The following is a 14,637-nucleotide window of genomic DNA, read 5'->3' on the forward strand; positions in this document are numbered from 1 at the left end:
AGTCGTTTGAATGATTTCTTCTTGGTCTACGTGCCATAAAATACTCCATATATTGATGTTTATAACATCATTTGGGGAGCAAAATATCACTTATAAGTGTTGTTCAAATTTCCTGATCCACCTCTATCCACTGAGCATGTGCTTTGCTTGCAAACTAAATTCCTTTTGCTTTTTTATTTTTACAGCTTTATTTTGAACACATTACCCAAACCAGTTTGCAATTTTTTGTATTTATTTCTTTAATAATTTCATTAACTTAAAACTTGAATATTTTAGTCTGCTTTTTCATTATAAATGACTCGCACTCATCTAACAGTGGCAGAAAAAACAAGACATTTTGATGCTTTTGATCAATCCACCCATCGTCTATGCCTTAAGCTATTCATCCCTGCTCATTAGATAAAAAAAAGAGCCTCAAATGAGGCTCTTTTTTAGCTTTCACAAATTATGCATTCGTTTCAGCAGGAATTTTTGGATAGCTTACGCCACCCATTTGTTCCGCAATACGCAATACTTGGCAGCTATAACCCACTTCGTTATCGTACCAAACATAAGCAGTTAAACGGTTACCAGAAGTGATTGTCGCTTGAGCGTCAAATACACCTGCGGTACGTGAACCGATAAAGTCAGACGATACAACTTCAGTTGAGTTTGTATAACCGATTTGACCTTGAAGGTTAGAGTTGATTGAAATTTGGCGAATGTATTCATTCACTTCTTCACGATCAACATCTTGACCTAAAGTAAGGTTCAAAATTGCAAGAGATACGTTTGGAGTAGGTACACGTACTGAGTTACCAGTCAATTTACCTTGAAGCGCAGGAAGTGCTTTAGCAACAGCTTTAGCAGCGCCTGTTTCAGTAATAACCATGTTCAATGTTGCAGCACGGCCACGACGGTCAGCTTTATGGTAGTTGTCGATTAAGTTTTGGTCGTTCGTGAACGAGTGAACTGTTTCAACGTGACCATTGATCACTGTGTACTTGTCGTTTAACACTTTAAGTGTTGGTGTGATCGCGTTTGTTGTACAGCTTGCAGCAGAGATGATTGTATCTTCATCAAGGATGTCAGCTTGGTTCACACCGTATACAACGTTCTTCATGTCACCTTTACCAGGTGCAGTTAGAATTACACGTGCAGCGCCAGCGCATTTAAGGTGCTGTGCAAGACCTTCAGAATCACGCCATTTACCTGTGTTATCGATTACAAGTGCATTGTTAATACCGTAAGCAGTGTAATCAACTTCAGATGGGTTAGACGCATAGATCACTTTGATGAAGTTACCGTTAGCAATGATTGCTTCGTTTTCTTCATCAACAGAAATTGTACCTGCGAATGGACCATGAATAGAGTCACGACGTAACAAAGACGCACGTTTTTCTAAGTCACCGTCAGATGATTTACGAACAACGATTGCTTTAAGGTTAAGACCACGGCCTAAACCAGATTGGCTGATCATCAAACGTGCAAGGATACGACCAATACGACCGAAACCGTAAAGTACAACATCACGGTTTTCAACGTTAGTTGCATTGCCTTCAAGTGATTTCACAGCGTCAGCAACGAATGCGTCAACATCACCGCCTTTTTCTTTGAACTCAACAGCAAGTTTGCCAAGATCAATTTCAGCAGTACCGATGTTTTCGATTTTCGCTAAAGCTTCAAGAATTGGGAAAGTGTTCACAACTGAAAGTTCAACGTCAAGTACGCGAGTACGACGATGCGCTTTAAGAATTTGGATAACCGAACGGTTAATTAAAGAACGACCGTATACTGTAGCTACGATGTTTTTTTCACGATATAACTGACCCACTAGGGCAATCATACGTTCCGCGATTTCTTCACGGTTTTTCCAGCGACCTTGGTGCTCTGCATGTAGGGCAACGATAGTGTCTTTGCTCACAGATACGTCCTCTAATTAATTGTAAATCTAAGCATAAATTTCAAAACCCCACAATTGTAATGGAAAACTGAAAATTAATGAATCTAAAAGCAGATTTGGACAAGGTTATTTTGTTATATATTCACTATCAATTTTCAAAATAATCATGATTAGTATTATGATTTTATAGCCGAAAGTTGAAAAACCGGCTTTTTCGCAGATTTTTGTCACAAAATTTCAAATGTAGTTTTATCAACCAGATCTCAGCACATTTAGCTCAAAGATGAACGAATATTTATATTTTTCAAATTGTGCTGTTTTTTTATTTTGCTCAATTTATAGTATTTTTACTGATGTTAAGCTCGTAATAATAATTTCACATTTTTAAATGATTTTTAAAACTATTCGACGGAGTCTTACATCTGAGGTTTGAATCAAGGGTTTAGCCTTCAGCTGGAGGTACTCTTACGAAACGTTGTTTCTCATTTGGCAAAATGAGAAGCATGCTTCGTAAGGAAACAATCTTGCGGAGCAATGCTCCTCACCGCAAAACTCGTTCACTACCGTCAATTTATTCAAAGTATCGCAAAAACATTTTTTATTAGAAGTAACCTTATCTCAGACAATTGCGGATGACATTACCGCGTATCGTTCTTTTATTTGAATCAAATTACGCCTCTAATGTTACTGCCTAACATTAGTTTTAAAGTCAGATCAATATTTAAAATTCTGTTAATTTTTCAGATTCTCAGCAAACTTTTCCAGATTAAAATCAAAGAAATTTGCACTCAGCTCTAATATTTTCGGAAGTGCATTTAAACTATTCTCTCCAGCACTAATCGCAAAATATCTCTGATCACTAAAAGATCGCACGTTTAAGGCATTTTCACATGGCTCAAAATCGAGATTGACGAGCTGTGACGCATGTTCCTTCAGCAACATTAAAACCTGCATATAAGTTTGTCGTTTTTTTTGCTGCTGCGCTTTTAAAGCATCGGCTTCAAGGCTTTCATAATCCCCTGTTTTCGTCATGCGTTTGGAAAATCCAACATGCGCGCCATGGGTACCCATATTTTCTACAGTTGCTTCTGTAGCAAAGATCTTCTGTTGATCATCGACCGACTGCAAGAGCGCCTTCAGCGCCGTATGAATTTGCTGTGACTGATGATGATGAAACTCCCACTCATCTTCGTTTTGAACATTAAAAATGTGCGTACACCGTTTCAACAACAGTACTTGCCAAGCCTGTAGTTGAAGTCGCAGTCGTTTCAACTCCAAACTTGCCTCAAACTTAGGGCAACTACTCAAGACATTTAGACTCGTGATGAGCTTTTGAGATATTTGCATGCAATGAAAAAAGACAAAATCATGCTGTATCTGCTCACTTAGTTGAAATTGAACAGTCTGATGTAATGGCTTCAAAATCAATTCATTGAACTGCTGCTCAAAAGCAGGTAAAACCGTCGCCAATTGTTGAGTGGCATCCTCTACATGCAGCATCAAAAGTAGATGCTTATCTACCCGTATATGGAGTTGCTGCATTAAATTTTGTAGATCTAAATGTATAAAACCTGCAATGGATGCTAGCTTTGACACTTGAATTTTTAATTGTTCTATTTGCTGATTCTCTAAAGCAGTAGTTAAATCTATGGCCACCCCATCAAAAACGTCGTCTGCTAAAGCGTCATTGTGCTTTGTCGATAAAAACCGTGTAGCGGAATACTGCGTCGTCCAATCTAAATCAGGCGACAAAATATAAATAAACTCAGATGTTTGTACGATTTGTAAATATCTCGTTTTTTGTTCACGCTTTAAATAGTATTTAAAAATCGGATGTTGCCAAATCTCAGACGATTTCGGGATAGTGGCATCAAAAAATTGCCCCAACATATGTGACTTTAAGAAAATTTCGATCAAGAAAATTTTGACTTGCTGGGCAGTGAGTTCACGTGCATCACTCGGCGCAATCAAATCCATTTTACGGATGATTTGTGCAGCATTTAAAATGAAATGCCGATGTAATACGTTTTTTTCATGCTGTAATTCAAAATCTTCTTCGGCATCTATTTTATTGATATAGGCTAGGTTTTCTTCTAATTTTTGCGCAACTTGAATACTCATTGTCAATGTTCGAAGTTCTTCGAGCTGTGTTGCCAAATACTGTGCATGCTCACGCATGACATCATATTTTAATACTTTCATCAACATGCCCAAATTCATCGGCACATCAAGTTGATACGACCGTGATGAAGACTCCCAACGAATACCTTTTTGCGATAACACCTGCTGTATCTGCGCTAAATTGGATTGATCAAGATCAGTGCATACTTCAGACACAATACTCCGCCAATGCTGATCCAACACAGGCTCTAGCTGTAAAAGTTTAGCGCTTAGATGAAATGGGACAACCACTGACTGCTTCCTGTATCTTGGTTTTTTAATCAATCTTTTATCGATTTCAGTTTATTTTTATCTAAAATAAATATTTTTGTACACCATCATTCAATGCTGTTCTTCCTAAACAATGAATTGAATCATGGTGTGTTTTAGTTTTATAAGTTTAAGATTTTCTTAAAAAACAGCAAGCGTTAATTGTGAACTGATCAATTTATCGTACCAATATTTTCAGTCTAAGAATCGATTCGATCATTTAACGCTTTTACATTTTTAGCTAACGCACGTTCATTTTGCTTTTGTTTAAACAGATGCAAGATGCCTTCTATCACCAATAACAAAACGGCACCCCAAATTGGAATATAGGTCAGCCATTCTTCTGCTTCTACTCGCTCTCCCAATGCGATCGATGCAAATGCTAACAACACAGGTTCTAAATAACTCAACAAACCAAAAATCACAAATGGCAGATAGCGACTCGCCAACATATAGCTACCTAAGCCAAGCGCACTCAGAAAACCAAGTCCTAAAACCGCCAAAATCAGATGCGGGAATAACGACATCAGCGCTAAACTATCGCTATGAATAAATCCTAAATAAAATGCTACAGGCAGAATTAAGCAAAGATCCCACCAAAAACCACCCAAATGATCAGTTTTAAAGGTACGACGTAAAAAGAAATAAATTGGATAAGCCACAGCGACATAAACAGTTTCCCACGCGATACTGCCAATACGCCAAATTTCATGGCCGACACCTAAAATTGCCAGTGCCACGGCAGCCATCTGCCATTTAGAAAGTTTTTCTTTATACAGCACACGTCCGACCAGAACCATCACTAAAGGCAGTAGAAAATATCCCAAAGAAACTTCTAGTCCACGGCCATTAATCGGCCCCCACAAAAACAACCAAAGCTGTGTAGTACATAAAAAAGAACTGATGATTAACCAAATCAGAAAGATCGGCTGTTTAACCACTCGCCAAAAAATTTCACTGACTTTGTTTAAATCTTTCATCCACCACATAAATAAGGTTAAAAATGGTAAGGTCGCCAACATGCGCCATGCAAAAGTTTGCTCGCTATCTAGAGGTTTTAAAAAGATGGTAAAGAAATACAAAATACCAAAAGTGACCGATGCCAATACAGACAATGCAACGCCTTTATACATCTTTCACTCCAGTCCAAATGACTACATAATCTTGATATTTTACTTGATCAATCAAGCTTTTCGCATGGACATTCTAGCAAATAAAAAACCATGCACAGGCATGGTTTTTTAGCATTTGTTCAAATATTTAGGTTTATGGTTTTACTGTCTGCTTGGTATGAATAATATCTGATAAGTCATAACCGACAGATTGAGCATAATTCAGATATTCCTGAATCACTTCCTGATCTGGATGAGCCGAACGAGAAAGAACCCACATATATTTACGACGTGGCTCACCCACCAAAACTGTTTGATAGTCTTCATCGGCTTTGAGTACCCAATAATCACCACGCCCCACAGGCAACCAACGAATGGCTTCTGGTAAGAAACTAACTTTTAATTTCGAGTTAAACGGTGCATTTTGTACAAATGCCTCGCCTATTGATTGCTTCTTGGTACCATCTTTAGATACACAGCGATTATTTACATTAATGTTGCCATTTTCATTTAGCGTGTAAACCGCAATCACATCACGGTCACAGCTTTTTTGAAAAACCATAGGCTTACGAGCTACTTCATACCACATACCTAAATAACGATCGAGCTCGACTTTTTCCACAGTCTGTAACGGTTTCGTCTGTGCATAGGCCATTGTGGCTGCACCCAAACCAATTAACACTGCTGCACCAAGTGCAATTTTTGCGAGTTTAAAACCAGCTTTCGGAAGATTCGTTGTTGTCATTTTTATGCCTCATTTCGCTGCAAAATTATCGATAAAATAAAGTAGATTCTTTTCTCGTGATTTTACTCTAGCGGAAAAAATTGCTCTAAAAATCATTTTCTTGTCTGAATTATGTATGTCATTCAAACAATATTCCGCATCTTGTCTAACAAAATTATGAAATCATCTGTGCTTTTAAACGCAAGATTTCATCGCGTAAACGAGCCGCTTGTTCAAACTGTAATTCCTTAGACGCTTTTAGCATTTCTTTTTCCAACTTATTCATATGTTTTGCCAGAAGTTTTGGATCCGACATCAAATGACGTTCATCTGCAGTTAATGCCTTGGCCTGATCTGAAATTTTTTCATCGATTTCATCATCTGTCAGCACTTCACCTGTATCAATATCATTGACGTTTTGACGCACTGCACTGCGTGGCGTAATGCCATGTTCAAGGTTAAATGCAATCTGTAAATTACGACGACGATCCGTTTCATCAATGGCTTTTTGCATGGAGTCAGTCATACGATCTGCATATAAAATCGCTTTACCGTTTAAGTTACGCGCTGCACGACCAATGGTTTGAATCAAAGAACGCTCAGAACGCAAGAAGCCTTCTTTGTCTGCATCTAAAATGGCGACTAGAGACACTTCTGGCATATCTAAGCCTTCGCGCAGTAAGTTAATCCCAACAATTGCATCGTATACACCCGAACGCAATTCATGGATAATTTTAGTGCGCTCAACAGTGTCAATATCAGAATGTAAATAAGCGACCTTAATACCATATTCTTTCAAATATGAAGTTAAATCTTCTGCCATACGTTTGGTTAATGTCGTAACCAATACACGCTCATTTAAGTTTTTACGATTATTAATTTCTGACAATACATCATCCACTTGCGTTAACACTGGACGAATTTCAATTTCAGGGTCGACCAAACCTGTGGGTCGAACCACTTGCTCAACGACTTGTTCAGACTTTTCCATTTCATAATGTGCAGGCGTTGCACTGACATAAATGGTCGAAGGAATAATCCGCTCCCATTCTTCAAATTTCATTGGGCGGTTATCAAGCGCACTTGGTAAACGAAAACCGTAATTGACCAAATTTTCTTTACGTGAACGGTCACCTTTATACATAGCCCCAATTTGCGGTACGGTAACGTGCGATTCATCAATGATTAATAAAGCATCATCAGGTACATAATCAAACAAAGTCGGAGGTGCTTCACCAGAAGGACGGCCAGACAAGTGGCGTGAATAGTTTTCAATACCATTGGTATAGCCAAGCTGCTGCATCATCTCTAAATCATAACGTGTACGTTGTTCGATACGCTGTGCTTCGAGTAATTTATCATTTGCACGAAAGAATCCTAGTCGTTCTGCGAGTTCTTCACGAATCGTTCCAATTGCACGCTGTAAATTATCTTTAGGTGTTACATAATGGCTTTTTGGGTAAATAGTAATACGTGGCACTTTACGCACCATTCTGCCTGTCAATGGATCAAACCATCGAACTGAATCAACTTCATCATCAAATAACTCTATTCGAATGGCATTTTGATCAGATTCAGCAGGAAAAATATCAATAATTTCACCACGAATACGGTATGTGCCCCGTAAAAATTCGAGTTCATTTCGGGTGTATTGCATTTCCACCAAACGACGGATGATATCATCACGGCTAATACGGTCTCCTTCCACGATATGCAGAAGCATACTCATATAAGCATTGGGATCACCCAGACCATAAATAGCTGAAACTGACGCTACAATAATTGCATCACGTCGCTCTAATAATGCCCGTGTTGCCGAAAGACGCATTTGGTCGATATGATCATTAATCGATGAGTCTTTTTCAATAAAAGTATCTGAAGATGGAACATAGGCTTCGGGTTGATAATAGTCATAATAACTGACGAAGTATTCCACGGCATTATGCGGAAAGAAGGCTTTAAACTCGCCATAAAGCTGCGCAGCTAAAGTTTTATTATGCGCCATAATAATCGTTGGACGTTGCGTGCGTGCTATCACATTTGCCATGGTATAGGTTTTACCTGAACCTGTTACCCCTAAGAGCAACTGATCATGCATTCCTTTTTCAATCCCCTTCACCAATTTCTCAATCGCTTGAGGCTGATCACCTGCCGGCTGATATTGTGTTACCAGTTCAAAAGGCTGTTCCTGCATCACACTCTTCTTCAACAGTTTTATATGGCTTTATTATGAGGGCAAAGTTGCACAAAACAACGCTAAATTTATGTAAATACCAGAGGCGTGTACGGACTGTAAAATTATAATTCAACATAAACCCATAGATTTTTTTCATGTTTGAAAAATAATTCGCCTGATTTCGCATGTTTTTCTTGAGGAAACTCTTGGCTCTAAAAAAACTCAAGAATAAAGCGTTCATTTATCCCTTATTGATACTTGACCTATATAAATTTCACCTGCAACATGAACAAAAGGACGCCACAGATCAAACTTATGACTTACCAATATCATGACGAAAGTATTGTTAAAAACCTACCCGAAGATACTATTTTTGTTTTTGGCAGCAATATGGCAGGTCAACATACTGGCGGTGCAGCGCGTACTGCCCTAGAGCATTTTGGTGCAATGAATGGTATTGGTCGTGGATGGGCTGGTCAAAGTTTTGCTATTCCAACGATGAATGAGCATTTACAACAAATGCCATTGTCTCAGATTCAACATTATGTTGATGATTTTAAAATCTATACCAAGAATCATCCGAAGACCAAATATTTCATTACTTCGATTGGCTGTGGTGTCGCTGGCTATAAAGTTGAAGAAATTGCTCCCATGTTTAAGGGGATTTCTAGAAATGTTATTTTTCCAATTTCATTCCGTCCTTTCGTTGAAAAAGCTTTACCTAAACTTACTTCGAAACTTCTACATACAATTTTTCAAGACTCGGTAATTTTTGCACCTTCGGCAGATGAATTGGTTGATGTTCTGGCCTTAACAGATAATGAAAAAAGTCTTGCGAAAATTGTGCTGAATACCCAAATGTACCCGACAGATAGCAATGGTCGTGACCGTATTTTTGAAATTGAAGATATTTTGCATGCCCTGAATGGGAAAATATTTGAGTTTCAAAGTAATTCTGAAGGCCCGATGATGTTTGGCGGCGTCATTTTAGCCCTACTTGAACTGTACAATATCAATGAAAAAGATTTCATCGATGTTTGGAAAGCTGAACGTGAAATCGCTGCACCAAAGCCTGAAAATAAAGCCCGTAAAGCCAGCCGCTAAAGGCTCTTTTCACCACATTTGAAACACCCAAAAAGCCAATGTCCATATTGGCTTTTTTTCTACGGTTGATTAATGGCTTTTAGCGACTTAAGTCACATTAAAAATAAAGTTTATTTTACATATCACATTATTTTAATATCATTTTTTTTCATCTTATACTACATGCTGTAATTATCATGAAGAATGACGAGCACATAAAATAGACATGCTAGATTCTCCTTTTTTTGAGCTATCCCCCATTGCCATGTGGCTTGAAGATTACAGTGAAGTCAAAAAACAATTTGATCTCTGGCGTCAGCAAGGTGTGCAGGATCTCTCCACTTTTCTTCAACAAGATGAATCACGTATTCTGCAATGTGCGAGAAAAATAAAACTCTTACAGGTCAACGCAAAAACGTTGGAACTTTATCAAGCACGTGACTTTGAACATTTATGTCAAAACCTTGATTTAGTTTTTCAGGCGGAGATCTGTCAAACACACATTAGAGAATTGGTTGCATTATGGAATGGTGAAACACATTTTTCCCATTCTGCCGTGAACTATACGCTCAATGGACAACGCCTAGACATTCAACTCAAAGGCATCGTGCTACCGAGTCATGAGCAGGATTTATCTGCCGTTTTAATTACGACTGAAGATATCACCTCTTATACTGAAGCTTGCCGTTTACAAGAACAAAGTCGTCATTTGGCAGAAGCGCGTTTTCATTATTCTCCAACCTCACTTTGGGTCGAAGATTTTAGCCGGATTAAAATCAAATTAGATCAGCTACGCGCTTTAGAAATCGAAGACTTTGTCACTTTTTTGGATGTTCATCCCGATTTTGTACAAGAGTGCATTAAAGAAATACTGATCGTTGACGTCAATCAAGCCACGCTTGATTTATTTGGCGCTCCGAACAAAGAAATATTGCTCAAAAATGTACATAAAGTATTTGCCAAAGAGATGCTTCAAACATTTAAAGAACAGTTGATTGAACTTTGGAATGGTAATTTACATCATCAACGTGAAGCTATAAATTATGCACTTGATGGCAGTATTCGCCACGTCTTACTACAATTTACTGTATTTCCCGATTATCTTGATGATTGGAGCACCGTGCAGGTTGCCTTAACCGATATTACTGCACGTAAAAAGGCTGAAAATTATCTTGAGTATTTAGGTAAACACGACGTACTGACCAAACTCTATAATCGTTCATTTTATATAGCAGAACTCAAGCGTCTCGAACGCAATCAATTACGTCCTGTTTCTTGTATTTTTATTGATTTAAATGGACTAAAAGAACTCAATGACAGTATTGGGCACGATGCTGGTGACAGTATCCTCAGACGTCTGGGCAACATTTTAAACCAACTTATTCAGCATACGCCCTATTCTGCTTCGCGCATTGGCGGTGATGAATTTGTCATTCTATTACCGGGTGCAGATGATGCAGCATTGCAAAACTGTTTACAAAGTTTGAATGAGTTGTTATTGGTCGATAACCAATTTTATTCTAATCAACCGATGAGTATATCGATTGGTTCTGCCACCAATATCTTGAATGAGCGAATGGAAGATATGCTTAAACATGCTGATCTTGACATGTATCGTCAGAAGAAAAAGTATTATCTCAATAAAGACCGTAGAATTCAGTCTGAAATACGCACTTAACATCAATAATTTGCAATAAAAAAGCCATGGTTTTAATCATGGCTTTTTTATTTAAATCTCTTAACGCTTACCCATCGAACGACGTGTACCGCGTGGTGGCATCCAAGTACGGTCAGCATAACGCTGAGGTTTTGGACGCATGTCTTCAAAGATTTCATCCGAAGCATTATCTTCAGCTTTTTTAATCGGAAAAGGCAAATTGACTAAAGCCTTTTTCTTGGGAGGGTTTTGCGTACTCATACGAATAACTCAATTGAATCTGGCGCTATTGTACAAAAAAAATGGTTTTGGTGTAAAAGGCTTTGAGTGATTAGAATCGATTGGCATATAAAGACTCAATGATCAGCTATGAATTTTATATCTATAGAGGACAACAGCACAAAAAAGTGCTTTGAATATGGTCGTTTTAAACTATTTTATTGACCCAAATCAACTAATACGCTGTCACTTATGTCAATAAATATTGAATATTTACAAATAGATAAACCATTTCTAAATTTCAAAAAAATTAGATTTTTTTACACAAATACCTAATTAAAGCCCTCAAATAATACAAATCATCAAAAATGTTACAGGATTATTACGTTTATTCTTGTTTTCTATAACATTTTTTACGCACTAATTTTGAATAATGAGCACTTAGAAAAATTATTATCAATTTACGGACATGGAGTCCTTTAAAATGAAAAAAAGTGTATTGTGCATTGCTGCTTCTATGGCTGCCCTACCTATGCTCAGTCATGCAGACTCACCATATTTTAGTTTAAAAGATGGCGATGGCTTCAAACGTTTTTCTGTCTCTGTTGGTGCTCTACATGTTATGCCACAAGGTAAAGCACAACCATTCCATGTTGATACATCAGTAAAAAATGGTGAAACAGCCAAAGTTGGTGATATTTCAATTGACGCAGTAAAAGCCAATATGGATCCTGCTATGGATCCAAACATTTCTACTTGGTTTGTCGGTTTGCTCGATAAATTAGGTACGAGTACCTTACCAGCAGGGCTAAGCGGTACTGCTGAAATTAATGGCCTACAAAGTTGGGATAACCAAGGTACTGGCCTTGAAGCCGATGATGTAACCACACTAGGCATCATGACCAACTATTTCTTTACTGATAACATTTCTTTAGAAATGAAAGCCGGTATCCCACCTGAGGTAGACCTAAACGGCAAAGGAAAAATTTATGCGCCATTTGCAGCTATTGCGACACCTGAGTTAGGTATTATCGACCTACCTGAAATCGCAATGAAGAATAGTTTGCTGATTACAGATTTAGAAGCCTACGGCCCAGCGGCATCTGCTCGTGCATGGACCCCCGCTGCAGAAATCCAATATCACTTCGGTAAAACTGGCGTCAATAAATTCCGTCCCTATGTGGGTCTAGGCGTAATGTATGCATACTTTAATGAACTAGAAATTAATCCACGTACAGAAAAAGACCTGATTGCTGCTGGACATATGATTGCCAATATTAAAGAAGGCAATGCTGGTGCCGCACTTGACGGTAAACCAAGTAAAGCTAAGCCAAAAGTTGAGTTAGAAGCTTCTGATGCTTTTGCTCCTGTTGTGACAGCTGGTTTTACTTATGACTTCAACGACAAATGGTTTGCTGTGGGTTCTGTCAGCTATGCACACCTACAGAATGAAACCACCATTACCGTTACAGATGCGACACATGGTGAACTGATCAAATCTAAAGCCGATATTGAAGTAAATCCAATTCTTGCGTATGCAGGTATCGGTATGCGTTTCTAATTAATAACCTAAATATAAAAAGACGGCTACAGCCGTCTTTTTTATTAGGCTACATATGGTCTTTTATTCTGAGATATCTTTTCAATCTCATTTAGACACTTTTGAATTTCTGCTGTGTCAATTTCCTTTATTCATCCATAGTTACCTATAAAAAAAATTTATTGTTTGGTGAATTAAATTTAATCGCAACTCTGCGTTTATTCGAATACCATTGGATTAAATTTAAAGAATGTAGCCTGCTGTATGTCTGATACTCGTTTCTCAAAGCCCCTGATTTACATGCTCATTGGCAGTGCTATTATTTTGGCATTGTCTTTAGGGGTGCGTCATGCATTTGGCCTCTATCTCGTGCCGATGAGTGATGAATTTGGTTGGGGACATAACGTTTTTAGCCTTGCCATTGCCATGCAAAACTTAATTTGGGGTGCTGTACAGCCAATTACTGGGGCTTTTGCAGATAAATATGGCAGTAAGATCGTGGTCGCCGTCGGGGGTGCATTATATGCCCTAGGGCTATTACTCATGGCCATCAGCTCTACCGGTTTACTTCTTAATTTAAGCGCAGGTTTAATCCTGGGTTTGGCTCTCTCAGCCACATCATTTCCAGTATTACTTTCTGCCGTAGGACGTGCAGCGCATCCAGACAAACGTAGTTTAGCCATGGGTATTGCCAGTGCAGCAGGTTCTTTTGGTCAGTTCATTATGCTGCCCTCTACATTACTGCTATTGCAAAAATTGGGTTGGTCTTCGGCTTTGGTGGTCAGCGCCATTTTAATTGCGCTTATTATTCCTTTAGCTTGGATGCTAAAAGCACCAATGTATGTTGCACCAAATGCAACTAATACGCATGAAGCCTCTCTGACTTTTAAACAAATTTTGCAATTGGCTTGGGAGCATAAACCCTTTTGGTTTCTAGCACTCGGTTTCTTTGTCTGTGGCTTCCAAGTGGTGTTTATTGGCATCCATCTTCCGGGATATTTAATCGATCATGGCTTTAATGCCACTACGGGCACTATTTTCCTCGCGCTCGTTGGACTATTTAATATTGTCGGCACCTACACAGCTGGTTGGCTCGGTGGCAAATATTCCAAACCAAAGCTGTTGATGGGACTGTATGGTTTACGTGGCATTGCCATTATTTCCTTTCTTTTGCTGCCTTTAAGCACATGGACAATCTATGCATTTGGCGTCATTATGGGACTATTATGGCTTTCTACCGTACCACTCACCAACGGTATTGTGGCCAATATGTTTGGCGTTAAATATCTCAGTATGCTCAGCGGTATCGTGTTCTTTACACACCAAGTCGGTTCATTTTTTGGTGGCTGGTTGGGTGGTGTGAACCACGATATGACCGGTAACTATGATGCCATTTGGATTTTTTCGATTGTCCTGAGTATTTTTGGGGTATTGGTACATTTCATGGTTAATGAGGAAAGTGTCATTCATGACTAATTCAACATTATGGTTCCGACTCAGTATTGCTATCAGTATTCTGGCCTTGTTGGCTTTATCCATCGGCTTATGGAGCCAAACGCCTGAATTATTCGAATACTTTAACCAAGCGTTTTGTGCACATTAAAGACGCATAGAAACCTTAATTCCAATTCAAACTGCTGTTTTATCAACACTACAACAGCAGTTTTTTAGCTATTTACTACACGATTCAATAAAAGCTGCATTTTCAGCATATTAGTATTAATAATACGTTTTTTCATAAACTTAGCTTATTTTTTAATTTTCCATCCTGTGCTTTCTTCCATAGATTAAGTCTCAATAAAGAACAATTTGAG

At 38.4% G+C, this 14,637-nt stretch carries 11 protein-coding genes; 5 read left to right on the forward strand and 6 right to left on the reverse strand.

The features are described 5' to 3' along the window. Window positions 1-445 precede the first annotated feature (445 nt). The 5 genes from FTT77_RS11950 to uvrB form a co-directional block, all read right to left on the reverse strand. Complete coding sequence (locus FTT77_RS11950; RefSeq protein ID WP_168379186.1) at window positions 446-1,903, reverse strand: glyceraldehyde-3-phosphate dehydrogenase; 1,458 nt, start codon at window positions 1,901-1,903, stop codon at window positions 446-448. Between the two features lie 711 nt (window positions 1,904-2,614). Next, window positions 2,615-4,294, reverse strand: coding sequence for a hypothetical protein (locus tag FTT77_RS11955; protein ID WP_180109359.1), 1,680 nt, complete (start codon window positions 4,292-4,294; stop codon window positions 2,615-2,617). Window positions 4,295-4,512: 218 nt separating this feature from the next. Then, window positions 4,513-5,445: an EamA family transporter RarD gene (gene rarD / locus FTT77_RS11960; RefSeq protein WP_180109360.1), complete on the reverse strand. Its 933-nt coding sequence runs from the start codon at window positions 5,443-5,445 to the stop codon at window positions 4,513-4,515. Window positions 5,446-5,578: 133 nt separating this feature from the next. Then, the gene (locus FTT77_RS11965) at window positions 5,579-6,169 is read right to left on the reverse strand and encodes a lipocalin family protein (protein ID WP_180063384.1); all 591 of its coding nucleotides are present in this window, start codon (window positions 6,167-6,169) and stop codon (window positions 5,579-5,581) included. A 154-nt stretch (window positions 6,170-6,323) separates the two neighbouring features. Further along, window positions 6,324-8,345, reverse strand: a complete 2,022-nt coding sequence (gene uvrB / locus FTT77_RS11970; RefSeq protein WP_180065654.1) for an excinuclease ABC subunit UvrB — start codon at window positions 8,343-8,345, stop codon at window positions 6,324-6,326. 294 nt (window positions 8,346-8,639) lie between these two features. On the opposite strand from uvrB, the gene FTT77_RS11975 reads away from it, so the two are divergent. Continuing rightward, on the forward strand, window positions 8,640-9,428 hold the full coding sequence (locus FTT77_RS11975) for a hypothetical protein (protein WP_180023438.1): 789 nt from the start codon (window positions 8,640-8,642) through the stop codon (window positions 9,426-9,428). A 199-nt stretch (window positions 9,429-9,627) separates the two neighbouring features. Beyond that, window positions 9,628-11,085 (forward strand): sensor domain-containing diguanylate cyclase, encoded by a 1,458-nt coding sequence (locus FTT77_RS11980; RefSeq protein WP_180109404.1) that lies wholly within the window; start codon window positions 9,628-9,630, stop codon window positions 11,083-11,085. 60 nt (window positions 11,086-11,145) lie between these two features. On the opposite strand, the gene FTT77_RS11985 is transcribed toward FTT77_RS11980, so the two are convergent. Then, window positions 11,146-11,325 carry a hypothetical protein gene (locus FTT77_RS11985; RefSeq protein WP_078190224.1) on the reverse strand — a complete coding sequence of 60 codons (180 nt, stop codon included), beginning with the start codon at window positions 11,323-11,325 and terminating at the stop codon, window positions 11,146-11,148. Window positions 11,326-11,767: 442 nt separating this feature from the next. Here FTT77_RS11985 and FTT77_RS11990 point away from each other — a divergent pair, with 442 nt between their 5' ends. From FTT77_RS11990 to FTT77_RS17465, 3 genes are all read left to right on the forward strand, one after another. Beyond that, window positions 11,768-12,844 (forward strand): OmpW family protein, encoded by a 1,077-nt coding sequence (locus FTT77_RS11990; RefSeq protein WP_180007679.1) that lies wholly within the window; start codon window positions 11,768-11,770, stop codon window positions 12,842-12,844. A gap of 243 nt (window positions 12,845-13,087) precedes the next feature. After that, entirely contained in the window at window positions 13,088-14,299 is a 1,212-nt protein-coding gene (locus tag FTT77_RS11995; protein WP_180007678.1) for an MFS transporter, read from the forward strand. Beyond that, complete coding sequence (locus tag FTT77_RS17465; RefSeq protein WP_257221407.1) at window positions 14,292-14,426, forward strand: hypothetical protein; 135 nt, start codon at window positions 14,292-14,294, stop codon at window positions 14,424-14,426. The genes FTT77_RS11995 and FTT77_RS17465 overlap by 8 nt, the downstream gene beginning before the upstream one ends. Window positions 14,427-14,637 lie beyond the last annotated feature (211 nt).

The organism is Acinetobacter sp. YH01010 (assembly GCF_013420775.1).
GTDB lineage: Bacteria > Pseudomonadota > Gammaproteobacteria > Pseudomonadales > Moraxellaceae > Acinetobacter > Acinetobacter amyesii.

What these genes read in the sequence shown, in the direction of transcription:
- rarD (WP_180109360.1), bottom strand. Translation starts at nt 5,445, where the DNA reads ATGTATAAAGGCGTTGCATTGTCTGTATTGGCATCGGTCACTTTTGGT.
- FTT77_RS11965 (WP_180063384.1), bottom strand. Translation starts at nt 6,169, where the DNA reads ATGACAACAACGAATCTTCCGAAAGCTGGTTTTAAACTCGCAAAAATT.
- FTT77_RS11985 (WP_078190224.1), bottom strand. Translation starts at nt 11,325, where the DNA reads ATGAGTACGCAAAACCCTCCCAAGAAAAAGGCTTTAGTCAATTTGCCT.
- FTT77_RS11990 (WP_180007679.1), top strand. Translation starts at nt 11,768, where the DNA reads ATGAAAAAAAGTGTATTGTGCATTGCTGCTTCTATGGCTGCCCTACCT.
- FTT77_RS11975 (WP_180023438.1), top strand. Translation starts at nt 8,640, where the DNA reads ATGACTTACCAATATCATGACGAAAGTATTGTTAAAAACCTACCCGAA.
- FTT77_RS11995 (WP_180007678.1), top strand. Translation starts at nt 13,088, where the DNA reads ATGTCTGATACTCGTTTCTCAAAGCCCCTGATTTACATGCTCATTGGC.
- FTT77_RS17465 (WP_257221407.1), top strand. Translation starts at nt 14,292, where the DNA reads ATGACTAATTCAACATTATGGTTCCGACTCAGTATTGCTATCAGTATT.